The 23,566-nt window shown below is 72.4% G+C and carries 20 protein-coding genes; 13 read left to right on the top strand and 7 right to left on the bottom strand.

Going from position 1 to position 23,566, the window contains the following annotated elements:
- Nucleotides 1–957: 957 nt before the first annotated feature.
- The 4 genes from ACIRL2_RS09075 (at nucleotide 958) to ACIRL2_RS09090 (ending at nucleotide 5,470) form a co-directional block, all read left to right on the top strand.
- Nucleotides 958–2,064, top strand: a complete 1,107-nt coding sequence (locus ACIRL2_RS09075; protein WP_395858809.1) for a sugar ABC transporter substrate-binding protein — start codon at nucleotides 958–960, stop codon at nucleotides 2,062–2,064.
- Between the two features lie 99 nt (nucleotides 2,065–2,163).
- Complete coding sequence (locus tag ACIRL2_RS09080; RefSeq protein ID WP_395858810.1) at nucleotides 2,164–2,973, top strand: ATP-binding cassette domain-containing protein; 810 nt, start codon at nucleotides 2,164–2,166, stop codon at nucleotides 2,971–2,973.
- Nucleotides 2,970–4,232 carry a sugar ABC transporter permease gene (locus tag ACIRL2_RS09085; protein ID WP_395858812.1) on the top strand — a complete coding sequence of 421 codons (1,263 nt, stop codon included), beginning with the start codon at nucleotides 2,970–2,972 and terminating at the stop codon, nucleotides 4,230–4,232. The genes ACIRL2_RS09080 and ACIRL2_RS09085 overlap by 4 nt, the downstream gene beginning before the upstream one ends.
- Before the next feature lie 56 nt (nucleotides 4,233–4,288).
- A complete protein-coding gene (locus ACIRL2_RS09090; RefSeq protein ID WP_395858813.1) occupies nucleotides 4,289–5,470 on the top strand; it encodes an ROK family protein in 1,182 nt (393 codons plus the stop codon).
- 393 nt (nucleotides 5,471–5,863) lie between these two features.
- On the opposite strand, the gene ACIRL2_RS09095 is transcribed toward ACIRL2_RS09090, so the two are convergent.
- Nucleotides 5,864–6,133, bottom strand: a complete 270-nt coding sequence (locus tag ACIRL2_RS09095; protein WP_395858814.1) for a hypothetical protein — start codon at nucleotides 6,131–6,133, stop codon at nucleotides 5,864–5,866.
- Nucleotides 6,134–6,273: 140 nt separating this feature from the next.
- Between ACIRL2_RS09095 and ACIRL2_RS09100 the strand changes: the two genes are divergently transcribed.
- Nucleotides 6,274–7,191, top strand: coding sequence for an SDR family oxidoreductase (locus ACIRL2_RS09100; RefSeq protein WP_402231187.1), 918 nt, complete (start codon nucleotides 6,274–6,276; stop codon nucleotides 7,189–7,191).
- Nucleotides 7,192–7,258: 67 nt separating this feature from the next.
- Here ACIRL2_RS09100 and ACIRL2_RS09105 read toward each other — a convergent pair whose 3' ends face one another.
- The gene (locus ACIRL2_RS09105) at nucleotides 7,259–7,603 is read right to left on the bottom strand and encodes a zinc-binding dehydrogenase (RefSeq protein WP_402231189.1); all 345 of its coding nucleotides are present in this window, start codon (nucleotides 7,601–7,603) and stop codon (nucleotides 7,259–7,261) included.
- 320 nt (nucleotides 7,604–7,923) lie between these two features.
- On the opposite strand from ACIRL2_RS09105, the gene ACIRL2_RS09110 reads away from it, so the two are divergent.
- The 7 genes from ACIRL2_RS09110 to ACIRL2_RS09140 all read left to right on the top strand — a co-directional run bounded on the left by ACIRL2_RS09110 (nucleotide 7,924) and on the right by ACIRL2_RS09140 (nucleotide 15,902).
- Nucleotides 7,924–9,075, top strand: coding sequence for a PP2C family protein-serine/threonine phosphatase (locus ACIRL2_RS09110; RefSeq protein ID WP_395858817.1), 1,152 nt, complete (start codon nucleotides 7,924–7,926; stop codon nucleotides 9,073–9,075).
- A gap of 522 nt (nucleotides 9,076–9,597) precedes the next feature.
- On the top strand, nucleotides 9,598–10,389 hold the full coding sequence (locus ACIRL2_RS09115; protein ID WP_395858818.1) for an SDR family oxidoreductase: 792 nt from the start codon (nucleotides 9,598–9,600) through the stop codon (nucleotides 10,387–10,389).
- Nucleotides 10,383–11,561: an acyl-CoA dehydrogenase family protein gene (locus ACIRL2_RS09120; protein ID WP_402231191.1), complete on the top strand. Its 1,179-nt coding sequence runs from the start codon at nucleotides 10,383–10,385 to the stop codon at nucleotides 11,559–11,561. The genes ACIRL2_RS09115 and ACIRL2_RS09120 overlap by 7 nt, the downstream gene beginning before the upstream one ends.
- Nucleotides 11,558–12,676, top strand: a complete 1,119-nt coding sequence (locus ACIRL2_RS09125) for an acyl-CoA dehydrogenase family protein (protein WP_402231193.1) — start codon at nucleotides 11,558–11,560, stop codon at nucleotides 12,674–12,676. The genes ACIRL2_RS09120 and ACIRL2_RS09125 overlap by 4 nt, the downstream gene beginning before the upstream one ends.
- A 55-nt stretch (nucleotides 12,677–12,731) precedes the next feature.
- Nucleotides 12,732–13,184 (top strand): MaoC family dehydratase, encoded by a 453-nt coding sequence (locus ACIRL2_RS09130; RefSeq protein ID WP_395858822.1) that lies wholly within the window; start codon nucleotides 12,732–12,734, stop codon nucleotides 13,182–13,184.
- A 145-nt stretch (nucleotides 13,185–13,329) separates the two neighbouring features.
- Complete coding sequence (locus ACIRL2_RS09135) at nucleotides 13,330–14,868, top strand: long-chain fatty acid--CoA ligase (protein WP_402231195.1); 1,539 nt, start codon at nucleotides 13,330–13,332, stop codon at nucleotides 14,866–14,868.
- Nucleotides 14,865–15,902, top strand: coding sequence for an NADP-dependent oxidoreductase (locus tag ACIRL2_RS09140; RefSeq protein WP_402231197.1), 1,038 nt, complete (start codon nucleotides 14,865–14,867; stop codon nucleotides 15,900–15,902). Before ACIRL2_RS09135 ends, ACIRL2_RS09140 begins: the two co-directional genes overlap by 4 nt.
- Nucleotides 15,903–16,146: 244 nt before the next feature.
- Here ACIRL2_RS09140 and ACIRL2_RS09145 read toward each other — a convergent pair whose 3' ends face one another.
- The 3 genes from ACIRL2_RS09145 to xylB form a co-directional block, all read right to left on the bottom strand.
- Nucleotides 16,147–16,782 carry an acyl-CoA thioesterase/BAAT N-terminal domain-containing protein gene (locus ACIRL2_RS09145; RefSeq protein WP_402231199.1) on the bottom strand — a complete coding sequence of 212 codons (636 nt, stop codon included), beginning with the start codon at nucleotides 16,780–16,782 and terminating at the stop codon, nucleotides 16,147–16,149.
- A gap of 181 nt (nucleotides 16,783–16,963) precedes the next feature.
- Nucleotides 16,964–18,136, bottom strand: a complete 1,173-nt coding sequence (locus ACIRL2_RS09150; RefSeq protein WP_395859309.1) for an ROK family protein — start codon at nucleotides 18,134–18,136, stop codon at nucleotides 16,964–16,966.
- A 74-nt stretch (nucleotides 18,137–18,210) separates the two neighbouring features.
- On the bottom strand, nucleotides 18,211–19,641 hold the full coding sequence (xylB, locus tag ACIRL2_RS09155) for a xylulokinase (protein ID WP_402231200.1): 1,431 nt from the start codon (nucleotides 19,639–19,641) through the stop codon (nucleotides 18,211–18,213).
- 160 nt (nucleotides 19,642–19,801) lie between these two features.
- On the opposite strand from xylB, the gene xylA reads away from it, so the two are divergent.
- Nucleotides 19,802–21,013: a xylose isomerase gene (xylA, locus tag ACIRL2_RS09160; RefSeq protein WP_402231202.1), complete on the top strand. Its 1,212-nt coding sequence runs from the start codon at nucleotides 19,802–19,804 to the stop codon at nucleotides 21,011–21,013.
- 109 nt (nucleotides 21,014–21,122) lie between these two features.
- Here the strand turns inward: xylA and ACIRL2_RS09165 are convergent, their stop codons facing one another.
- Both ACIRL2_RS09165 and ACIRL2_RS09170 read right to left on the bottom strand, forming a co-directional pair.
- Entirely contained in the window at nucleotides 21,123–22,226 is a 1,104-nt protein-coding gene (locus tag ACIRL2_RS09165; protein WP_402231203.1) for a WD40 repeat domain-containing protein, read from the bottom strand.
- Between the two features lie 186 nt (nucleotides 22,227–22,412).
- A complete protein-coding gene (locus ACIRL2_RS09170; RefSeq protein WP_402231205.1) occupies nucleotides 22,413–23,387 on the bottom strand; it encodes a zinc-binding dehydrogenase in 975 nt (324 codons plus the stop codon).
- Nucleotides 23,388–23,566 lie beyond the last annotated feature (179 nt).

The following is a 23,566-nucleotide window of genomic DNA, read 5'->3' on the forward strand; positions in this document are numbered from 1 at the left end:
CAATCGAAACGAGAGCACTGCTCCGCAACGCGAGCACCAGTTCAAAGCCGAATCACCGCGCTGCGACGCGAGCACCGATCGCGAGAGCACCGCTCCGCAACGCGCGCACCCAATCAAAGTGAGAGCACCGCTCCGCAACACGCGCACCCCACCAAAGCCAGAGCACTGCTCCGCAACACGAGCACCCGACCAAATCCAGAGCACCGCTCTGCAACACGAGCACCCGACCGAGACGAGAGCCCCCGCCTGACGCGCGAGCACCCGCACCTCGGCCCCGCCCCCACCCGCGCTTCGCTCTCGCACCTCGCACTTCGCGCCCGGCGCACCCGCAACGCACCCGCACCCACGCCCGCTCGCGCACCGAAACGCGACCGCTCAACCAAGGCAAGAACCCCGAAAAGGTTGCCGGGTCCCTCCTTGCCGTCCGCCCAGCCTGCCTCAACACCCCAACGGACAGCCTAAGTTGTGGCTTGGAACTTAATCGCTCCCACGGCCCCACCCACCAGGGTTCGTGATCCGAAGCCACTCGACCTCACCCGAGCCGCTCGATGTTGATTTCTGAAGACATCACTCACGAACAACCGGTTTTTGGTTCGCTTACGTTTCCCAACCGTTACCGAAACCGGCATTTCTCAGGGGTTCCGGGGTCTGGCGAACACCCGGTGGGCCTATTACGTTGTCGCCCACAACATTTAGGCGACACCGCCTTCACGTGTTGCAGATACCCGCTGTCGCACCCCCCGCATCCACCTGCCACACAACGCACGTCGCGCCGCACCACGCAGGTCGCACCGCCCGCAACACCCGGCCGAGCACCCCGCACCACCCAGCCACACAAACCGGCCGCACCACCCCGCCAGGCACCACCCCCAGGCACCACCACACCCGGCACCACCCCTCGACGACGCCTCCACGTCCCCCGCCGGCCCCACCGGCGCGTGCCCGAAGGGATCCACCATGCGCAAGAGGTTCCTCGTGTCCGTCTCCGCCTGTGCCGTGCTTGCCGCCGGCACCCTCTCCGCCTGCTCCGACGACTCCGGCACCGGCTCGTCCGGCGCGACCAACGGCGGTGGCAAGAAGGCGAAGATCGGCGTGATCCTGCCCGACAGCAAGACGTCGGGCCGCTGGGAGACCAACGACCGCAAGTACCTCACCGAAGCGTTCAAGGCCGCAGGCGTCGACTACGACATCCAGAACGCGCAGGGCGACAAGTCGCAGTTCCAGACCCTCGCCGACCAGATGATCACCAACGGCGCGACCGTGCTGATCATCGTCAACCTGGACAGCGGTACCGGAAAGGCCGTCCTGGACAAGGCCAAGTCGCAGGGCGTCGCCACGATCGACTACGACCGGCTGACCCTCGGCGGCAGCGCGCAGTACTACGTCAGCTTCGACAACGTGAAGGTCGGCACGCTGATGGGCCAGGGCATCGAGAAGTGCCTGTCCGCCGCCAACGCCCAGAAGCCCACCGTCGCGATGCTCAACGGCTCGGCCACCGACAACAACGCGACGCTGCTCAAGCAGGGCTACGACGCGGTGCTCAAGCCGAAGTTCGACTCCGGCGAGTACGTCAAGGGCCCGGACCAGGCCGTCCCGGACTGGAACAACACCGAGGGCGCCAACATGTTCGAGCAGATGCTCACCCAGTCGCCGAACATCTCCGGCGTGGTTGCAGCCAACGACGGCCTGGGCAACGCCGCGATCTCGATCCTCAAGAAGCAGAAACTCAACGGCAAGGTCCCGGTCACCGGGCAGGACGCGGAGACCACCGCGCTGCAGAACATCCTGGTCGGCGACCAGTGCATGACGGTGTACAAGGCGATCAAGAAGGAGGCCGACGCGGTCTCCGGACTGGCCGTCGCGTTGGCCAAGGGCCAGAAGCCGACCGTGCCCGCCACCGTGCGCGACCCCGAGGGCAAGCGCGACGTGCCGTCCGTACTGCTGGAGCCGGTGGCCATCTACAAGGAGAACGTCAAGGACGTGGTCGCCGACGGCTACGTCACCAAGGACACCCTGTGCACCGGAGCGTACGCCGCCAAGTGCACCGAGTTCGGCATCAACTAGCCACCCGGACCGCGTAGTCGAGCCGGAGCCGACACCCACGAGGGTCGGTTCCGGCCCGGCGCGTACCCTGCCGCCACCCCGACGCGAGGAGCCCGCATCGTGGCCCTGTCCCCCACCCCCGCCCCGCCGCCCGCGGCCGATCCCGTGCTCGAACTGCGCGGCATCAACAAGAGTTTCGGCGCCGTGCACGTGCTGCGCGACGTGGACCTGTCCGTGTACGAGGGCCAGGTGACCGCGCTCGTCGGCGACAACGGCGCGGGCAAGTCGACCCTGGTCAAGTGCATCGGCGGCATCCACACCGCCGACTCCGGCGAGTACTTCTTCGACGGCGCGCCGGTCACCGTGAACAGCCCCCGCGACGCCTCCGAGCTCGGCGTCGAGATCGTCTATCAGGACCTCGCCCTGTGCGACAACCTCGACATCGTGCAGAACATGTTCCTCGGTCGGGAACGCCGGCGTGGCTGGGTGCTGGACGAGGACAGCATGGAGCAGATCGCCGAGGAGACCCTGGCCGGCCTGTCCGTACGCACCGTCTCCTCGATCCGCCAGCGCGTCTCCAGCCTCTCCGGCGGCCAGCGCCAGACCGTGGCGATCGCCAAGGCGGTGTTGTGGAACAGCAAGGTGGTCGTCCTGGACGAACCCACCGCCGCGCTCGGCGTCTCGCAGACCGCGCAGGTGCTCGAACTGGTCCGTCGGCTGGCCGACAACGGCCTGGCCGTCGTGCTCATCTCGCACAACATGAACGACGTGTTCGCGGTCGCCGACCGGATCGCGGTGCTCTACCTGGGCCGTACCGCAGCCCAGGTGAGCACGAGTGAGATCACCCATTCCCAGATCGTCGAACTCATCACGTCGGGGCAGACCGAGGCACTCGGTCCCGGCGCGGGTCGAAACGGAGTGAACCGATGACGAGCAGCGTCCTGCCTCTCGCCGAGAAGAGCGAGTCCGATGCGCCCGCGTCGCCGGTGGTCACGCACATCAAGGACTACGTCGCCCGACTGCGCGGCGGCGACACCGGCGCGATGCCCGCCGTGCTCGGTCTGGTGGTGCTGTGCACGGTCTTCGCGATCATGCGCCCGAGGTTCCTGAGCGCGGGCAACTTCGCCAACCTGTTCACCCAGGGCGCCGCGGTCACCGTGATCGCGATGGGATTGATCTTCGTCCTGGTCCTGGGCGAGATCGACCTGTCCGCGGGCTTCGCCAGCGGGGTCTGTGCCGCGGTGCTCGCGGTGTTGCTGACCGAACACGGGTGGCCCTGGTACGCGGGCGTGCTCGCCGCCCTGGTCGTCGGCTCGGTGATCGGCCTGGTGCTCGGCGTACTGGTGGCCAAGGTCGGCATCCCCTCCTTCGTGGTCACCCTCGGCGCGTTCCTGGCCTTCCAGGGCGTGTCGCTGCTCCTGGTCAAGGGCGGCACCAACGTGCCGGTACGCGACTCGACCATCCTGGCCATCTCCAACCGCAACCTCGCGCCGATCGTGGGCTGGCTGCTGGCCGCCGCGACCGTGGGCGGGTACGCGGCGCTGCAACTGCGGCGCAATCGCAACCGGATGCGGCGGGGCCTGAGCGCCGAACCGATCGCGATCACCGGGATCCGGGTGGGTACGCTGGCCGTTCTGGTCGGCCTCGCGGTGTACGTGCTCAACCAGGAGCGCAGCCGCAATGTGGTGATCTCCTCGCTGCGCGGCGTGCCGATCGTGGTGCCCGTCCTGGTGGTGCTGTTGCTGGTGGGCACGTTCGTGCTGCGGCGCACGCCGTACGGGCTGAGCCTGTACGCGGTCGGCGGCAACCGCGAGGCGGCCCGCCGCGCGGGCATCAACGTGGACCGGGTGCGCATCTCGGCGTTCGTGATCTGTTCCACGATGGCCGCGATCGGCGGCATCGTCGCCGCGTCGCGGGCCAACTCGGTGGACTCCAACACCGGTGGCAGCAACGTGCTGTTGTACGCGGTGGGCGCCGCGGTGATCGGCGGCACCAGCCTGTTCGGCGGCAAGGGACGGGTGTTGGACGCGGTGCTCGGCGGGGCGGTGGTCGCGGTGATCGACAACGGCATGGGCCTCATGGGGTACAGCGCCGGCGTCAAGTACGTTGTGACCGGCGTCGTGCTGCTCCTCGCCGCCGGGGTCGACGCCCTGTCGCGGCGGCGGGCCGAAGCCGCCGGGCTGCGGTGACGCCGCCCTCCCCCTCGATCGACGCCACGGATGAGAAAGGCAGGGTCCGCAGCCCCATGCGCGCAGCGCCCACCCAGGAGGACATCCGCAGGCAGAACCTGGGGGCGCTGCTTCGCCACGTGCACGTGCTCGGCCCCACCTCACGGGCCCAGCTGACCGCGGGCATGGGGCTCAACCGCAGCACGATCGGCGCGTTGACCGCCGATCTGGCGGCGGCGGGCCTGATCGTCGAGGAGGCCCCGCGGGACACCTCGGGTGGCGGGCGGGGCCGGCCCTCGCTGGTGGTCCGGGCGCAGTCGCAGCGGGTGTACGTGTACGCGTTCACGATCGGTGTGGACCGAGTGGTCGCGGCCCGGGTCGGGCTCGGCGGGGTGATCCTGGATCGCCGCGAACTGCAACGTCCGGGCAGCGGGTTCTCGCCCAAGGAGGTGGCCGACGCGCTCGGCGGGTTCGTCGCGCAGATGCGGCTGACCACGCCGCGCGACGGGGTGTGCGTGGGCGGCGGCGTCGCGGTGTGCGCGATGGTGCGCGGCTCGGACGGCACCATCCCCGAGGGACCGACCCCGGATTGGCGCGACGAGCCGCTGGGCGAGCGGTTGTCGGCGGCGATCGGCACGGTGGTCATGGTCGGCAACGACGCCGATCTGGGGGTGCTCGCCGAGCACACCCGGGGTGCGGCGGTGGGCTGCGACGACGTGATCTACCTGCACGGCGACGTGTGCATAGGCGGCGGCATCCTGTCCGCGGGGCGGCCGGTGACCGGCGGGGACGGGTACGCGGGCGAGATCGGGCACATGGTGGTCAACCCGGACGGCCGGCCGTGTCGGTGCGGCTCGCGCGGGTGCTGGGAGACCGAGATCGGCGAGTTCGCGCTCACCCGCGGCACCGCCAAGCACGCGATCGGCGGGCTCGCCGACTCGGCGGCGCGCGGCGACCAGGACGCCGAGGAGGGTCTGCGCCGGGTCGGTGACTGGCTCGGCCTGGGTGTGGCCAACCTGGTCAACATCCTCAACCCGCAGATGGTGGTGTTCGGCGGGACGTTGCGCGAGGTGTACCTGGCCACCGCCGCACAGGTGCGCAGTCGGCTCAACCGGACCTCGCTGGCGGTCACCCGCGAGCACCTCAAACTGCGCACGGCGGCCTTGGGCGACGACGCCCCGCTGTACGGCGCGGCCGAGTTGGCCTTCGCCCGCCTGCTGGACAACCCGCTCGAGTCGGGATTGGCGCCGGCGGGCTGACGGCTGTCGGGACTCGACCCCGGCGAGTCCTGCGGCCCGGGTTCGTCGGCCCATGGGTGGTACGCCCCACGGACCGTCCGGCCACGATTCGTCCGCTCCTCGGTTCGGCCGGCCCACCGGTTCGGCCGGCCCACCGGACGCGCGGCCCGGTGCGCACCACGCGGCGCGCCAGGGGCGTGCGGCCTCGCGTTCGGGTGGACTCGGTCGCCCGACTCCGCCGGCCGGGTGAAGCATCGGGTCGTGCAGCGCGGCGGCCCCTGTTTCATGGTGCGCGTGTCGCCGCCGCGTTCGGACAATGCATCGCGCCCGAGCATCCTCGAACGCGGCGGTCGGTTCACCGGGTACGGCCGGTGAACCGACCTCCCGAAGCGGTTCTCCCCTGCGCATCGGATCTCACCGGCCGGGCGGGTGTGGTGGTCGCGGTGGCGTGGAGGGCCTGGGCGGGCAGGGTTCCCAGGCCCGGGCAAGGGCGGCGAGGGTCTCGGGTTTGGTGAGGTACACCTCGAAGAAGCCGCACCCCGTGCACACGTAGTGCGTCGCGCGGGTCTTGCGCCACGTGGCGAAACGGATCCACGCCAGGATGTCCACCGCGCCCTCGCGAAGGCCGCCCACGCGCCGGACGACGCTTGCCTGGCCGCATTTCGTGCATATGCCGGAACGCATGACCGGACGCTACATGTCGGAGCGGCTTGCGACTGTGGGTGTTTCCCTCGGGTCGAGTACGTGCACGCGTTCGCGGGCACGCGGGGAAGGCCGGCGGGCGGAGTGGATCCGAACGAGTCGCCATGTCGAAAGGAATCACCATGTCGACGAGCACACTCCAGGGCAGGGTCGCCCTGGTGGCCGGGGCCACCCGAGGCGCCGGGCGCGGGATCGCGGTCGAACTCGGCGCTGCCGGCGCGACCGTGTACGTGACCGGGCGCAGCACCCGCGAGCGGCGCTCGGAGTACAACCGTGCGGAGACCATCGAGGACACCGCCGACCTGGTGACCGCGGCGGGCGGTCGCGGTGTCGCGGTGCCCACGGACCATCTGGATCCGGAGCGGGTACGGGCGCTGATCGCCCGGATCGAGGCCGAGCAGGGTCGGCTGGACGTGCTGGTCAACGACATCTGGGGTGGCGAGAAGCTGTTCGCGTGGGACACCCCGGTGTGGGAGCACGACCTGGACGACGGGCTGCGGCTGCTCCGGCTCGCGGTGGAGACGCACGTGATCACCAACCACTACGCACTGCCGCTGCTGTTGCGCCGGCCCGGCGGCCTGGTGGTGGAGATGACCGACGGCACCAACGAGTACAACCGGGACAACTATCGCGTGTCCTTGTTCTACGACCTGGCCAAGTCGTCCGTGTTGCGGATGGCCTTCGCGCTCGGCCACGAGCTGGGGTCGCGCGGGGCGACCGCCGTCGCGCTGACTCCCGGGTGGTTGCGGTCGGAGATGATGCTCGACAACTACGGGGTGACCGAGGCCAACTGGCGGGAGGGCACGAAGATCCAGCCGCACTTCGGCATCTCGGAATCCCCCGCCTACGTCGGCCGAGCCGTGGTGGCACTGGCCGGCGACCCCGAAGTGGCTCGCTGGAACGGGCAGTCCCTCTCCAGCGGGCAGCTCGCGGGCGTGTACGGCTTCACCGACCTGGACGGCAGCCGACCCGACGCGTGGCGCTACCTGGTCGAGGTCCAGGATCCGGGGCTGCCGGCCGACCAGACCGGCTATCGCTGAGCGGCGCCGGCGCCAACTCCCCGATCGGCCGGATCCGATCGGGAAGTTGGGATCTATTCGGGTCAACTCAGGGCAGCACCGCCTTGCCGCGGACTCGGCGGCCGAGCGGCAGCGCGGTGGCCTCGCCGACCCTGGTCCAGTCCGCCTGCCAGTCGACGGGCGCGTGCAACAGGCCGTCGGCGACCAGGTGGACCACGTACGCCGGATCCGCCGCCGAGTCGCCGCCGCGCTGGAAGCCGATGACCGAGGTCTGCGGGCCGATCGGGTCGTGGGAGGAGAAGTCCGCCCGCTCGCCGGACACGGCGCCGATGGCGATCACCCGCCCGCCGGGCGCGAGTCGACCCACCAGTGCGGTCGGCAGCGGGCCGCCCACGTGGTCCGGGACCACGTCCAGCGGGAGGGGTACTCCCACGGTTGGGTTCGGCTTGCCACGAACGGCAACTCCTTTGACACCGACGGCATTCCGCCGCGCGGCCGCGCGTCTCGGCCGTCCCTCTCGGCGGCGCGTCCCGGCGGCGCGGCGGAACAGGACGGGGAGGGCCGGGCCGGCCGGCAATGATCAACCGTGTGGCGTAGCTGGGCACGGGTCGGATCGGGAAAGGGCTGAGCAGACCGATGACCGATGACCGGCCCGTGCCCTGCCCGACGACCGATGCCCGACAACCGATGCCCGACGACCGGCCCACCCCGGGTGATCCAGGACGGTGCCTTCCCGATGAGTGAGACCCCGGCATGAGCGAGGCCCCGGTGGTCGACACGGGCGACACGGGCGACACGGGCGGCGCGCGGCCGATGCGGTGGTTGATCCCGCTGTTGCCGGCCTTGCTGTACGTCGTGATCGTGGCCGTCGACTTCGGCACACCCGACGAGTTTCGTACCGACACGATGTTGTGTCTGGTGCCGATGACCGCGTCGAGCCTGAGTTCGGTGCGCGCGACGGTCGTCTACGCGGTGCTCGCGACGCTGACGTTCCTGGTGCTGGACCCGTGGTTGGCGCCGACCGGCTACGAGCACGACTGGGCCGGGTTCGTGGTGGTCGTGCTGGGCGGCGCGATCGCGGTGGCGGCGGTGTTGTTGCGGACCCGCCTGCAGGAGCGGGTATCCCGGCTGGGCAATGTGGTCGAGCACGTCCAGCGTGCGCTGCTGCCGCCCGCACCGCCCGTGGTGGGCGGGATCCGGGTGGCGCGCAGCTACCTGGCGGCGGAACGGGACGCGGAGGTGGGCGGCGACGTGTACGACGTGGTGGCCACGCCGTACGGTACACGCGCGTTCATCGCCGACGTGCAGGGCAAGGGGCTGACCGCGGTCGGTGCGAGCGCGGCCCTGGTCGGCACGTTCAGCGAGGCGGCGTTCACGACGTCGGACCTGTGGCAGGTCGGGCGGCGGATGGGTGAGGGACTGGAACGGTTCGGCCGCAATCAGGTGCTGCTCGGCGAGCCGGACACGGACTGGTTCGCCACCGCGCTGATCGCCCAGTTCGGCCCGGACGGCCTGGTCGAGCTGGTCAACTACGGCCACGAGCCGCCCGCGCTGATCGGCCCGTCCGGTGTGCGCTGGCTCGATGTGGCGACCGAACTGCCGCTCGGCCTGGCCGGCCTGATTCCCGGCGACGAGCGGGTGTCGGCCTACCGGTTCCGGATGACGCCGGACGAGTCGCTGCTGCTGTATACGGACGGCACCACCGAGGCCCGGGACGCCCAAGGCCGGTTCTTTCCGCTCCGCGAGTGGATCGCCGCGAACGCCGATCCGAACCTGCCCGCGAACGAACTGCTCACCCTGCTGCAGCGGGCGCTGCTGGCACACGTGGGCGAGCGGCTCACCGACGACGCGGCCCTGATGCTGCTCCGCCCGGAGGTACCGAAGGTGGTCGGCCGGTCCCGGTGACCGCCGTCCCGCTCGACGCCGCCCGAGCCGCGCCCGGGCCTGCGGCGCCGAGCGGGACGGGCGTGGCGGGCGGGCCGCCCGCCGAACCGGCCGCCGCGTGCCACCGCCGGCCCCTCCCGAGCGTCGTCGCAGGCCTCCGTGCGGTGCTGCGGGCGCTCTCCGCGCGGACACGACGGCCCTCCCCGCGCGCCCGCGACAGCCCCGCCCCCGTACCCGGGAACCTTTTCTCGCGGGTGCGTCGACCCCCTCGCGCGACTACGACAGGCCCTCCCGCGCGGGCGCGCCCGGGCACCCCGCCCCACGAGCCACCCGAACGAGTTCGCGTTGCGCTCTAGCCTTGATACCGACCGGTCGGTACCGTGACAGGCACAGCGTGATTCCCGCTCCTCCGCTTCCGATGCATGTGCATACCGACCGGTCGGCACCTCACGACCGGGCGTGCGGGTCGCATCTCGGGACGGCGGTGCGTGGCATTCGCCGGCCGACCTCGTGACCCGCGACGACCCGGAGGATCCCCCACCCATGACCGAGAACACTCCCTCGACCTCGACCGCGGACGCGACCGCACCACGCGTGGCCATCGTGACCGGCGCCGCCCGGGGCATCGGTGCCGCCACCGCGCGCCGGCTCGCCGCCGAGGGCATGGCCGTGGCCGTGCTCGATTTGGACGAGGCCGCCTGCGCGGACACCGTGGCCGCGATCGTCGCGGCCGGCGGCAACGCGCTCGCGGTCGGCGCGGACGTCACCGTGGGCGAGCAGGTCGACGCCGCGGTGGCGCGCGTGGCCGACGTGCTCGGCGCGCCGACCGTACTCGTCAACAACGCGGGTGTGATCCGCGACAACCTGCTGTTCAAGATGTCCGACGGCGACTGGGACACGGTCATCGACGTACACCTGCGCGGCGCGTTCCTGATGAGCCGCGCGGTCCAGGCACACATGACCTCGGCGGGTTACGGCCGGATCGTCAACCTCTCCAGTTCGTCCGCGCTGGGCAACCGGGGCCAGGCGAACTACTCGGCGGCCAAGGCCGGCCTCCAAGGCTTCACCAAGACGCTGGCGTTCGAACTGGGCAAGTTCGGCGTGACCGCGAACGCGGTGGCACCCGGCTTCATCGTCACCGACATGACCGCCGCGACCGCGGCCCGGGTCGGCATGGAGTTCGAGGCCTTCCAGCAGGCCGCGGCCGAGCAGATCCCGGTGCGCCGGGTCGGCCGGCCCGAGGACGTCGCGAACACCATCGCGTTCCTGGTGAGCGAGGGCGCGGGCTTCGTGTCCGGCCAGGTGATCTACGTGGCCGGCGGTCCGCTGTGCTGACCGCCGCCGAACTCGACGAGAGGGTGGGCGAGTTCATCGCCGCCCATCCGGACACCGACGACGCGCTCGGCTACCTGCGGGCCCGCTTCGACGCCGGACTGGCCTGGGTGCACTACCCGGCCGGCCTCGGCGGCCTGGACGCGCCGCGTGCGCTGCAACCGGCCGTGGACGCGCGATTCGCCGCCGCCGGCGCGCCGTCCAACGACCCGGGCCGGATCGGCATCGGGCTGGGAATGGCCGCGCCGACCGTGCTCGCGTACGGCACCGAGGCCCAACGCGCCCGCTGGCTGCGGCCGTTGTGGACCGGTGAGGAGGTGTGGTGCCAGTTGTTCAGCGAACCCGGGGCCGGTTCGGACCTGGCCGCGCTGGGCACCCGGGCGGTGCCCGACGGCGACGAGTGGGTGGTGGACGGCCAGAAGGTGTGGACGTCGATGGCCCACGAGGCGCGCTGGGCGATCCTGGTCACCCGCACCCACCCCGAACTGCCCAAGCACCGGGGTATGACCTACTTCGTCTGCGACATGACCGCGCCCGGCGTCGAGGTGCGTCCGCTGCGCCAGGCCACCGGCGAGGCCGAGTTCAACGAGGTCTTCCTCACCGGCGTGCGCATCCCCGACGCGCATCGCCTCGGCGATGTCGGCGACGGCTGGAGCGTGGCACGCACCACGCTGATGAACGAGCGGGTGGCCATCGGCGGCGGTGCCGCACCACGCGAGGGCGGCATCATCGGCATCGTCGCGGACACCTGGCGTACGCGTCCGGAACTGCGCACCGCCGGGTTGCACGACCGGCTGCTGCGGCTGTGGGTGGAAGCCGAGGCGGCCCGCCTGACCTCGGCCCGACTGCGCCTGCAACTGGCGGCCGGCGAACCCGGCCCCGAAGGCTCGGCGGCCAAACTCGCCTTCGCCCGACTCAACCAGGAAATCTCGGGTCTGGAAGTGGAGTTGCTGGCCGAAGAGGGGCTGCGGCACGACGAGTGGACCATGCGCCGACCGGCGTCGGTGGACTTCACCACCCGCTCGCCCGGCTACCGCTACCTGCGCGCCAAGGGCAACTCGATCGAGGGCGGCACCTCGGAGATCCTGCTCAACGTCGTCGCCGAGCGCGTGCTTGGCCTGCCGGCGGAGCCTCGGGTGGACAAGGACGTCGCGTGGAAGGACCTGCCCCGATGAGTGTCATCGAGCACCTCGTGCACACCGAGGACGAGAACCAACTGCGCTCCGGCATCCGCGACCTGCTCACCGAGCGGGTGACCCTGGCCGCGCTGCTCGCCCGGATCGAGACGGACGAGCCGTACGACCCGAAGTTGTGGCGTGTGCTCACCGAGCAGATCGGCGCGGCCGGACTGGCCGTCGCCGAGGAGCACGGCGGCAGCGGCGCCACCTGGCGGGAAACCGCCGTGGTGTTGGAGGAGTTGGGTCGCACGGTCGCGCCGACCCCGTTCCTGGGCAGCGCGGTGCTCGCAACCGCCGCGCTGCGCGCGGTGGACACGGTGGACGCCGGGCCGCTCCTCACCGACCTGGCCGGCGGCCGGCGCAGCGCGACCCTGGCGGTCTCCTTCGCCACGGCACCCGGTGCCCGATTCCCCGACGGGGTGCGGGCCGACGGCGACTCCCTGACCGGTACCGCGACCTCGGTCGTCGACGCCGGCACCGCCGATGTCCTCGTCGTCGCGGTCGGGAGCGCGGAGGGGCCCGCGCTGTACGCGGTCGACACCGATCAGGTCGGCGTGCACCGCCGCCCGGTCGTCTCGCTCGACCTGACCCGGCCGCTGACCGACGTCGTGTTCACCGGCGCGACCGGCGTACCGCTGGCGCGCGGCGAGCGGGCCGAGGCGGCGGTGGCCACCGCGATCGGCACCGGCGCGGCCCTGTTGGCGTCCGAGCAGCTCGGCATCGCCGAGTTCTGCCTGGAGAGCACTGTCGCCTACCTCAAGACCCGCAACCAGTTCGGCCGCCCGGTCGGCTCGTTCCAGGGGCCCAAGCACCGCCTGGCCGCGCTGTGGGTGTCGATCACCCAGGCCCGCGCGGTGGCCCGGTATGCCGCGGCGTGCGTGGCCGCCGACGACCCGGACACCCCCGTCGCGGTGGCCGTCGCGCAGGCGCACTGCTCGGAGATCGCCGTCCGCGCCGCCGAGGAATGCGTACAGCTGCACGGCGGCATCGGCTTCACCTGGGAACACCATCCGCACCTGTACCTCAAGCGCGCCAAGGCCGACGCGCTCGCGTTCGGCACCCCCGACCGGCACCGCGCGACCCTGGCGCACCTGGTCGACCTGCCCGCCTGACCCGGCTCGGCGGCGGCGACCCGCCCGGATCCCGCCGCCACCACGAAGGAGCATCATGCGCGTCTTCGAGAACGTCACCGAGGTGTTCGCGGCCAAGGGCGAACCACTCGGCACCAGCGACTGGCTGACCATCGATCAGGATCGCATCGACACGTTCGCCGAGGCCACCGGCGACCACCAATGGATCCACGTGGACGTCGAGCGGGCCAAGGAGGGCCCGTTCGGCGGCACCATCGCGCACGGCTACCTGACGTTGTCGCTGATCCCGACCCTGGCCGCCGGCCTGTTCACCGTGCGGGGTGTGCGGATGGGCGTCAACTACGGCTCGGACAAGGTGCGTTTCCCGGCCCCGGTTCCGGCCGGCGCCCGGGTGCGCGACCACGCCGTGCTGATCGATGCGGTCGAGACCGCGCAGGGCGTGCGGCTGACGGTGCGGCACACCGTCGAGATCGAGGGCGTCGCCAAGCCCGCGTGCGTCGCGGACACACTGTCCCTGGTCGTCCCGTAGTGCCGATGCCGATGTCGGGCGCCTTTCGCCCGCATCGGCACCGCGCCGCGGCAGCGGGACCCGCAACGTCCCGCGGACCCGTCCCCGGCCGGGCGTTCCCCGACGTCCGGCCACCCCCGGCACCTCGATCAGTAAAGGATCACGCGTGAGTTTCAACCTCGCCGTCATGCTCCGCGAGTCCCGCCTCGCGACTCCGGACACGGCGTGTCTGATCCACCAGGGCACCCCGATCACCTACCGCGAACTCGACGACCTCAGCAGCCGGTTCGCCCGCGGCCTGCGTGCGAAGGGACTCGGCCGGGGCGACGTGTTGGCGATATCCCTGCCCAACGTCCCCGAGTTCGTGGTGGCCTACTTCGGCGCGCTCAAGGCCGGCGTCACGCTGATGCCGCTGAACCCGTTGCTGAAGGCGACCGAGATCGCCTACCACCTCACCGACTCCGGTGCCCGCACCCTGATCGCCTTCGACGTGTTCGCCGCCGAGGCGCTGGGCGCGGCCGCCGCCGTACCGGGCACCGCTGTGTACACCGTCAACCTGGTCGAGGGCACCGCGGTGCCGCAGGACACCCTCGCGTTCGCCCTGCTGCTGCCCGACGGGCCGCCGGACCGGGCCGAGTCGCTCCACGGCGACATCGAGCCGACGTCGAGCGACGACACGGCCGTGCTGCTGTACACCAGCGGCACCACCGGGCGGCCCAAGGGCGCCGAGCTGAGCCATTTCCAGCTCTACCAGAACTGCACCGTCTCGGGTGACCTGTTCGGCCTGTTCCCCGGTGACGTCTCGATCGGCGCGTTGCCGCTGTTCCACGTATACGGCCTGTCCGGCGTGCTGAATGTGTGCGTGCGCTACGGCGGGACGCTGTCGCTGGTACTGCGCTTCGAGGCGCAGAGTGTGCTCGACCAGATGGCCCGGGACGGGGTGAGCGTGATCGTGGGCGTGCCCACGATGTACGTCGCGTTGCTGGCCGCGGATCGCACCGGGCTCGACCTGTCCCGGCTGCGGGTGGGCAGTTCGGGTGGGGCGTCGATGCCCGGCGAGGTGATCCGCGAGTTCGAGGAGGCGTTCGGCGTCGTCATCCTGGAGGGCTATGGGCTTTCCGAGAGCGCGAGCACCGCGACCTTCAACCGCGCCGACGACCGTCGGGTGTTGTCCGTGGGCAAGCCGATCTGGGGCGTCGAACTGCGCGTGGCCGACCCGGACGACCTGCCGCTGCCGCCCGGCGCCGAGCACGTGGGCGAGATCCTGCTGCGCGGGCACAACATCATCACCCGCTACCGCGACGACCCGGAGGCCACCGCCGAGGCCTTCCGCAACGGCTGGTTCCACACCGGCGATCTCGGCTACCTCGACAAGGACGGCTTCCTGTTCGTCGTGGACCGCAAGAAGGACCTGGTGATCCGGGGCGGTTACAACGTCTATCCGCGTGAGGTGGAGGAAGTCCTGTACACCCACCCGGCGATCGCCGAGGCGGCCGTGGTCGGCAGGCCGGACGAGCGACTCGGCGAGGAGGTGGTCGCGGTCGTGGCGCTACGCCCGGGCGAGGCGGCCGACCCGGACGAGATCGTCGCGTTCTGCAAGGAGCGCATGGCCGCGTACAAGTATCCGCGGGTGGTGCGGATCCTCGACGAACTGCCCAAGGGCCCCTCCGGCAAGATCATGAAGAAGGAGTTGCGTTCCATATGACCACGCTCGCCGGCGGGCCGCTGCCCGCCGACCTGGTCAACCGGCAGATCCGGTTGGCCGCACGCCCGTTCGGGCTGCCCAAGGCCACCGACTGGGACCTGGTCGGCGAACCGGTGACGGAGCCTGCCGACGGCCGGCTGCTGGTGGAGATCTCGCACATCTCGCTCGACCCGGCGATGCGCGGCTGGATGAACGACGTGCGTTCCTACATCCCGCCGGTGGGCATCGGCGAGGTGATGCGGGCCGGCGCGGTCGGCCGCGTCATCGCCTCGCGTCACCCGGATTTCGCGGTCGGGGAGCACGTGTACGGCCAGTTCGGCGTGCAGGAGTACGCGGACTCGGACGGGCGCGGCGTTCGCCGGGTGGATCCGGCGGCGGCGCCGCTGTCGACCTATCTGGGCGCGCTCGGGATCACCGGACTGACCGCGTACTTCGGCTTGTTCGACATCGGTGACCCGCAACCGGGCCAGACCGTGCTGGTGTCCGGCGCGGCGGGCGCGGTGGGCAGTGTGGTCGGCCAACTCGCTCGGCTCAAGGGCTGCCGGACCGTGGGCATCGCGGGAGGCGCGGACAAGTGCCGCCTGCTGGTCGAGGAGTTCGGCTACGACGCTGCCGTCGACTACAAGAGCGAGGACGTCAAGGCCGCACTGCGCAAGCACTGCCCGGACGGTGTCGACGTGTACTTCGACAACGTCGGCGGCGAGATCCTGGATGCCGCGCTGACCCGGCTGGCGCGCGGCGCGCGGGTGGTGATCTGCGGCGCGATCTCGCAGTACAACAACACCGAGCAGGGTCCCGGCCCGTCGAACTACCTTTCGCTACTGGTGAATCGGGCTTCGATGACCGGCATGGTGGTGTTCGACTACGCGGACCGCTACGCCGAGGCGACGGCCGAATTGGCCGGGTGGCTCGCGGACGGGCGGTTGCGCTCGCGCGAGGACGTGGTCGAGGGCGACGTGACGGCGTTTCCGCAGACGTTGTTGCGACTGTTCTCCGGCGCGAACACGGGCAAGTTGGTGCTGCGGATCCGGTGAACGGGACCCGGTGATCACCGATCCTGGCGAGCACCGATCCTGGCGAGTACTGGGTCCCGTCGATCTTCCGCTCGGCCGACGCCCTGGAAGATGCCCGCGCCTTCGCGGAAAAGCGCGCCCCGGTGTGGCGCGGCGCATAGCCGGCCGACCGCGCGGCACCCGGCCCCAGGCGCGAGGGGCCGGGTGCCGCGGCGTCCGGCAAGGCATGTCCGGGCATCCGACGTCCGGGCGCCGGGGCGTGCGCTCAGCGGGTGAGCGAGGCGAGCAGCGCAAGCACCTTGGGCCGGCCCTCGGCCCGGGCGGCGGCGTCGGCGGCCCGGGTGCCGCCGAGGTCCAGCTCGGTTCCGTCTTGCCCGGATATCCGGTCGGTCGCGAGGGTGATCTCCGCGCTCGTGACGCCGGTTCCGCACCAGCCGCGGTTCGGCGTACGGGAGACGAGCGCACGTCCGGACGCAACGGCCGTGAGGGTGACCACGTAGCCGCGCGCGGACGTGCCGGCCGGAACGAAGGACGCTTCGGCGGCACCGCCGAGCGGATTCATCGACCGGAACAGGCCCATACCGTCCGGATTCCGGTACGTGCCACCCGGCTTCGGGTTCGCCGTGTCCAGGTCGACCACACCTTGCGGGTCTGCCAGGAAGGTGGCCCGCGCGCGCCACTGCCTGCCCAGGGCATCCACCGCCCGCGCGCCGACGGTGACTTGCTCACCGGGTGTCAGTCCGCCGATGCGAATGTGCACCGCCTGATCCACTTGGGCCACCTGCGCGTCCACCTCGATCACCGCCGGGCTGCCCCGCTCCGGCGTGCACCCGGCCACCCCGCTTCCGAGCACCGCGAGCATCGTGAGCCCGCACAGCCCCGCCCACAGCCGATTCCGCACGCCTCGCCTCGGTCCGACACCGAGCCCGGCCGACCTCCGGTGCGCGAACACCCACCCACCGCCCCACCGAAGCCGGTACGACACCGCACGGTGGGTTCGCCTCCGGGCGCCCGGCTTCTCCATATTCCGGAAGAAACCACACCCGTTGGCTGCCTGCTTCCGGCCGGTCGGGTCGACCGGGTCAGCCGGATCCGGCGGCGTGGGTGATCGGGTTGTCGAGGATGGCGTGGATGGTCGTGGTGGCCGCCCCCAGGAGGGGCGCTCGGCGGGCCAGCGCGGACGCGGTGAGGGCTTCGGGAGCCCAGGGGCGGATCGTCACGCGGGCGGCGAGTTCACGGCGCATCGCCGGCAGCAGCCACGTCCCCAGTTCGGCGGCGGCGCCGCCGAGCACGACCCCGGCCGGGTCGAGCAGGTTGATCGCACCGGCGAGGGCCGTGCCGAGGGCGCTGCCGGCCCGATCCAGCGCGGCGACCACCGGCGCGTGACCGTCCCTCGCGTACCGGGCCAGGGTCGCGATCGGGTCGTCGGTCGTGGGTGTGAGACCGGCCGCCGCGAACACGGCTGCCTCGCCCGCGTATTGCTCCAGGCAGCCGCGCGCGCCACACGCGCAGGCGGGGCCGTCCGGGTGCACCGGGACGTGGCCCAACTCGCCCGCGAAGCCGCGCGCGCCCCGGAACAGCCGTCCGTCGGCGACCACGGCCGCACCGATCCCGGCCTGGGCCGACACGTACACGAAGTCGGTCGTGGCCGGGTCGTGCCACAACTCGGCCAGCGCGCCCAGGTTGGCCTCGTTCTCCACGGTCAGCGGCAGCGCGCGCAGGCCCGCCGGGAGCAGCGCGCGCAGCGGTTCGACCACCGGTTCCGCGCGCCAACCCAGGTTGGGCGCGTGCTGCACCCGCCCCGGGGCCGCGCCGACCAGACCGGGCACGCTCAACACGAGTGCGGCCGGCCGCAGTTCGAGTGCGGCGGCGGTGCGGGCGGCCCGCGCGGCGACCCGGGCCAGCGCGGGCAGCGTCTCGGCGGCGGGGCGATCGCGGTTCGGCGCGGCGGCGTGCTCCCACGCGCGCACCTCGCCGCGCAGGTCGACCACGCACGCGCCGACATGGTCGACGCCGATCTCCAGGCCCAGTCCGGCCGGCCCCCGATCCCCCACCATCAGTGCCCGGCCGGGCCGTCCGGGACGCCCGTTCGGCGCACTGCCCAACTCGGTGACCAGGCCCGCGGCATGCAGTTCCTCGACCAGGCTGGACACCGCGGCGCGGGTCAGTCCGGTGCCGGCCGCGACGTCGGCGCGCGAGAGCGGACCCCGGGCGGCGACGTCGCGCAGCACCAGGGCGAGGTTCTGTCGCCGCATGCCCTGCTGCGACGCGGGCAGCGACTCGGGGCGGTCGGTGGATCGGTGGGCGCGGGGCACTGGACTCTTCCCGATCAGGGCCGGCCGGGTGCGGCGTCGAACAGGGGCCCGGCGTTGCGCAGCGTATCCGCGATCCGCTCCATCGCCGCGTCGTCCCTGGGCAGCGGCTCCAGCAGCGGCCCGTCGGCGGTGCGCCACCGACGCGCGACGGCGTCGGCGGGTTCGCCGGTGAGCAGTCCGGCGGCCTGCGCGGCGGCGCCCAGCGCGACCGCTTCCTCGGCGACCGGTATCCGCACCGGGCGACCGGAGAGTCGGCGTACGGTGTCCCGCCAGGCACTGCCCCGAGCCCCGCCGCCGATCAGCAGCAACGGCACGTCGGAATCGTCGGATTCGCCGCCCGCGCGCAGCACCTCGTCCAGCGCGGTGAGCAGTGGGTAAACCGCGCCGTCGTAGGCGGCCTGGAGGAGTTGCCCGCCGGTGGTCTCGTGGCGCAGGCCGTGGATCAGGCCGGCGGCGTACGGCAGGTCGGGGGTGCGCTCGCCGTCGAGGAAGGGCAGGACCACGGTGTCGCCGCCGGGTTCGACCGCGTCGCGCTCGCGGCCGAGCAGCGCGGCGATCCGGTCGACGGCCACCGCGCAGTTGAGCGTGCAGGCCAGGGGCAGCCAGCCGCTCAGCGCGTCGGCGAAGCCGGCCACCGTGCCGGTGGGGTCGGCGGGCCGGCCGCGGGTGACCGCGTACACGGTGCCCGAGGTGCCCAGGCTGAGCACGGGCAGGCCTGCGGTGATGCCCAGGCCGAGCGCGGCGGCCATGTTGTCGCCGGTACCGGCGGCCACGAGGGTGCCCGGTCGCAGCGGGGTTCCGGGCCGCGCGCTGCCGACCGGCACGCCCGGGTCGGCGACGGCGGGCAGGAACTCGACGGGCAGGCCGAGACGGTCGAGCAGTTCGGTGTCGTATCCGGTCGGGGTCCACCACCCCGTGCCGGACGCGTCGCCGCGGTCGGTGACGGCCGCGCCGGTGAGCCGCTCGGTGAGGAAGTCGTGCGGGAGCCGGACGGCGGCGACGCGCACGGCGGCTGCGGGTTCGTGTTCGGTGAGCCAGCGCCACTTGGCGGCGGTGAACGCGGCGGTGGGTACGCTGCCGGCGCGCGCGGCCCAGTCGGCCGCGCCGGATTCGGCCACCAGTGCGGCGGCCTGGGGCGCGGCGCGTACGTCGTTCCACAACATGGCGGGCCGGACCGGATCACCGGCGGCGTCGAGGGTGACCAGACCGTGCTGTTGGCCGGCGATCGACACGGCTCGCGCGTGTTCGGCCCAACCGGTAGCGGCGAGGGCGGCGGACAGCGCGTGCCACCACCGGAGGGGATCGCTCTCCCGGGCGTCGCCGGTGCTCACCCGGTGCGGGGCTCGGCCGCCGGCCAGGACCTCACCGGTGTCGACGTCCACGGCGAGGGCCTTGGTGGCCTGGGTGGAACTGTCCACGCCGATGACCACACGCTGTGCGCGCATGCCGCCTCCTGGTGTCGTGTCCGAGGCCGGATCGACCCGGGCGGCGCGGGCGCGGGTCGACGGGCGAGGGTTCCCTTCCGTACCGCGCCGATACTAGTTTGTTTTTCGCGTTTACTAATAGGGCTCGGCCACCATCCGCCACGATCCGGGAGCGGCACCCATGACGGACCCCTTCACCCCCGAAGATCCCTTCACCCCCGAGGATCCCTTCATCCCCACCCCCGACGACCGCTTCACCTTCGGCCTGTGGACCGTCGGCTGGCCCGGCCGCGACCCGTTCGGCGAGCCGACCCGACCCGCGCTCGACCCGGTCGAGACGGTCTCCCGGCTGGCCGAACTCGGCGCGTACGGCGTGACCTTCCACGACGACGACCTGATCCCGTTCGGCAGCTCCGACACCGCGCGCGAGATGCATGTCAAGCGCTTCCGGCAGGCCTTGGACGCGACCGGGATGAAGGTCCCGATGGCCACCACCAACCTGTTCACCCACCCGGTGTTCAAGGACGGGGCGTTCACCGCCAACGATCGCGACGTGCGGCGGTACGCGTTGCGCAAGACCCTGCGCAACATCGATCTCGCGGTCGAACTGGGTGCCGAGACGTACGTCGCGTGGGGCGGTCGGGAGGGCGCGGAGTCGGGTGCCGCGAAGGACGTGCGGACCGCGCTGGACCGGTTGAAGGAGGCGTTCGACCTGCTCGCGCGGTACGTGCTCGACCAGGGTTACCCGCTGCGCTTCGCGATCGAGCCCAAGCCGAACGAGCCGCGCGGCGACCTGCTGCTGCCCACCATCGGCCACGCCCTCGCGTTCATCGAACGGCTCGAACACCCCGACCTGTTCGGGGTGAATCCGGAGGTGGGCCACGAACAGATGGCCGGCCTGAACGTCGCGCACGGCGTCGCGCAGGCGCTGTGGGCGGGCAAGCTGTTCCACATCGATCTGAACGGACAGACCGGTATCAAGTACGACCAGGACCTGCGGTTCGGGGCGGGCGACGTGCGCGCCGCGTTCTGGCTGGTCGACCTGCTCGAATCGGCGGGCTACCGGGGGCCGCGCCACTTCGACTTCAAGCCGCCGCGCACCGAGGACGTCGACGGGGTGTGGGTGTCGGCCGCCGCCTGCATGCGCAACTACCTGGTGCTCAAGGCGAAGGCGGCGGCGTTCCGGGCGGATCCGGCGGTCCGCGACGCGCTCGCGGCGGCCCGGTCGGACCGGCTCGCGCAGCCGACGCTGGGCGCCGGCGAGTCCGCGGCCGATCTGCTCGCGGACCGCACGGCCTACGAGGACTTCGACGTCGAGGCGGCGGCCCGACGCGGCATGGCGTTCGAGCGACTGGACCAGTTGGCGATGGATCACCTGCTCGGGACCCGCTGAGCGAGCGCCCGACGCGCTGCCGGTGTCGACGCCTGGCCGACGCCGGTGCCGGGTGTCGGCCGGCCGGGTCGTCGGTGGCGTGGAACCGTGGCGCCGTGAGGTCCGCCGCTCAGTCGCACCGCAGCGCGGCGAGTTCGCGGCCGAAGCCGACCACCAGCCGGCCGCCCGGGGCCACCGCGAGGGCGTCCACCGACAACGGGAAGACCAGGCAGGGGCCGATCGGGCTGCGGGTGCTCAGGTCCCACACCCGTACCGTCCCGCGCTCCTCGGTCGCACCGCTCGCGCCGCCGACCACCGCGATCGGGCGGCCGTCGAGCAGCCCGGTCGCCACGGCCGACACGTACTCGGCCAGGGGTTCGCCGATCGGCTCGCGGGTGGTCAGGTCCCACAGCCGCGCCGCGTCCCAACCGCCGGTGACGGCGACCGGGCGGCCTCGGACCACGGCCGTGGCCACGCCCGTGACCACGCAGGTGTGTCCGACCAGGGGCGCGCCGAACGCGGCGCCGGTGGCCAGGTCGAAGATCCGCACCGGGTGCTCGTGCCCGGCGTCCCGACCGGACTCCACCCCGGCGACGACGACTGCGCGGCCGTCCAGCACGGCCGTGGCCACCGCCCACACCGAGTCGGACAGCGGTTCACCGACCGGCAGCCCGGTGGCCGGATCCCATACCCGTACACCGGCCGCGTCGCCGGTCACCGCGACCGGCCGGCCGGCCACGACGGCCCGCGCCGCACCCACCCACGCGGTCCGGCCGGTCAGCGGCCGGCACAACTGGTGTCCGCGTTCGAGGTCGAACACACGCACCGTCGCACCCCACCCGGCGGTGCCCGCGACCACGACCGGACGACCACCGACCAGCGCGGTGGCCACCGCGTCCACGCGCCCGTCGTGACCGGTCAGCGGCTCACCGATCGGCTGCTCGGGGACCACCGCGCGCACCGGCGGCGGGCGGCGGTCGTCCCCCGCGGCCTGCTCGGCCGGGAGTTCGGCCGATGGGCCCGACCCGCCCGGCTGTCCTACCCGAACCGGCGGCGCGGCCCGGTGTTCGGCCGCCGCCCACGGCCCGGTCACCCAGTCCAACCGCCATCGCGAAGGGAGTTCGCGCCCCGTGGGGGCCGCGGGCGTGCGCACCGCCGACCCGCCACCGGCGGCGGCGCCGAGGTCGTCGACCGTCGCGAGCCAAGAAATATCGTCCTGCGCAACGTGGGACATATCACCATTGTGCCCGTCATAGCCCCTCGGGTGCACGATCGCCGAGCCGATCCGCGTGACCGTGGCGGTCACGATCACGGTCGCCCTCGACCTCGCGATCACCCTCGCCGTCACGGCCGCCTCCGGCGTCGCGAACCCGACCCGCCGACGCGGTTGTGCCCGCCCGGCGCGTCGACGGCGGTGGGGCTACACCGTCAACACCACCTTCCCCTCGGCCGCCCGACCCTCCAGCGCGGCGTGCGCGTCGGCGGCCCGGTCGAGCGGGAAGCGGGTGATGGTCGGGACCAGCCGGCCCCGGGCCGCCTCGCGCAACGCCCGGGTGGTCAACTCGCGCCATCCGCCGGGCGGCACCATGTTCGGGCCGATCGCCCAGGTCGCGGTCAATTGGCGCTCGACCAGGTCGCGCGTGGTGATCTCGGTCGGCTCGCCGGCCGCCCAGCCGTACATCAGGAAGCGCCCACCGGGCCCGAGCAGTTCCAGCGCCTGTCGGCCCGAAGCGCCGCCGACGCCGTCGAGCACGATGCCGACCTCGCGGCCCGCCAAAGCCGTCCGTACCCGCTCGGGCCAGTCCGCGGCGGAGTAGTCCACCGCCACGTCGGCGCCGAGCGCACGCACCCGGGCCACCTTCGCGGCGCCGCCCGCGACCCCGACCACCAGCGCGCCCGCGGCCTTCGCCGCCTGGACGAACAGGCTGCCCAGACCACCGGCGGCCGACATCACCAGCACCACGTCCCGCTCGGTCAACCGGGCCACACCCAGCACCCCCTGCGCCGTGGTGCCGGTGGTGATCGCCGCGACCGCGACGTCGTCGGCCAATTCGTCGGGGATCGGGTACAGCGCGGACTCGTCGGCGAGCGCCTGCTCGGCGTACCCGCCCGCGTCGCCCAGCTGCACGACGACCCGGCGGCCCAGCCAGTCGGCCGACACGCCGGGGCCGACCGCCCCCACCACACCCGCCACCTCGCTGCCGGGGGTGATCGGCAGCTCGGGCGGGCGGTGCGGGCCGACCGCGATGCCCCGCCGGAGCCTGGTCTCGATCAGGTGCACGCCGCTCACTCGGACATCCACGCGCACCTGCCCCTCGGCGGGCACCGGCTCGGGCAGCTCTTCGAGGCGCAGGTTCTCGGCGGGACCGAAGGAGTGCAGTCGGATCGCGCGCATGTGGTGGCTCCCGGGTTCGATGGTGGACGTTCGCGGGCCCGATGGCCCGCGTTCGCCGGTTCCGAGATCACTATCGAACTTCAAGTCGAGTTGAGGTCAAGCGGCCCTTGGTCGCCCCGCCGACCCCTGTCCCGGTCCGCACATCGAGTGCCGGTTCCCGGCCCGGGGAGCGCGGGTGT

This window comes from Embleya sp. NPDC127516, from assembly GCF_044765325.1.
Lineage (GTDB): Bacteria > Actinomycetota > Actinomycetes > Streptomycetales > Streptomycetaceae > Embleya.

Bases quoted from the DNA above. Each gene is read 5' to 3' on its own strand.
- ACIRL2_RS09075 (WP_395858809.1), top strand. From the start codon at position 958: ATGCGCAAGAGGTTCCTCGTGTCCGTCTCCGCCTGTGCCGTGCTTGCC.
- ACIRL2_RS09085 (WP_395858812.1), top strand. From the start codon at position 2,970: ATGACGAGCAGCGTCCTGCCTCTCGCCGAGAAGAGCGAGTCCGATGCG.
- ACIRL2_RS09090 (WP_395858813.1), top strand. From the start codon at position 4,289: ATGCGCGCAGCGCCCACCCAGGAGGACATCCGCAGGCAGAACCTGGGG.
- ACIRL2_RS09095 (WP_395858814.1), bottom strand. From the start codon at position 6,133: ATGCGTTCCGGCATATGCACGAAATGCGGCCAGGCAAGCGTCGTCCGG.
- ACIRL2_RS09100 (WP_402231187.1), top strand. From the start codon at position 6,274: ATGTCGACGAGCACACTCCAGGGCAGGGTCGCCCTGGTGGCCGGGGCC.
- ACIRL2_RS09110 (WP_395858817.1), top strand. From the start codon at position 7,924: ATGAGCGAGGCCCCGGTGGTCGACACGGGCGACACGGGCGACACGGGC.
- ACIRL2_RS09115 (WP_395858818.1), top strand. From the start codon at position 9,598: ATGACCGAGAACACTCCCTCGACCTCGACCGCGGACGCGACCGCACCA.
- ACIRL2_RS09125 (WP_402231193.1), top strand. From the start codon at position 11,558: ATGAGTGTCATCGAGCACCTCGTGCACACCGAGGACGAGAACCAACTG.
- ACIRL2_RS09130 (WP_395858822.1), top strand. From the start codon at position 12,732: ATGCGCGTCTTCGAGAACGTCACCGAGGTGTTCGCGGCCAAGGGCGAA.
- ACIRL2_RS09140 (WP_402231197.1), top strand. From the start codon at position 14,865: ATGACCACGCTCGCCGGCGGGCCGCTGCCCGCCGACCTGGTCAACCGG.
- ACIRL2_RS09150 (WP_395859309.1), bottom strand. From the start codon at position 18,136: ATGCGGCGACAGAACCTCGCCCTGGTGCTGCGCGACGTCGCCGCCCGG.
- xylB (WP_402231200.1), bottom strand. From the start codon at position 19,641: ATGCGCGCACAGCGTGTGGTCATCGGCGTGGACAGTTCCACCCAGGCC.
- xylA (WP_402231202.1), top strand. From the start codon at position 19,802: ATGACGGACCCCTTCACCCCCGAAGATCCCTTCACCCCCGAGGATCCC.
- ACIRL2_RS09165 (WP_402231203.1), bottom strand. From the start codon at position 22,226: ATGTCCCACGTTGCGCAGGACGATATTTCTTGGCTCGCGACGGTCGAC.
- ACIRL2_RS09170 (WP_402231205.1), bottom strand. From the start codon at position 23,387: ATGCGCGCGATCCGACTGCACTCCTTCGGTCCCGCCGAGAACCTGCGC.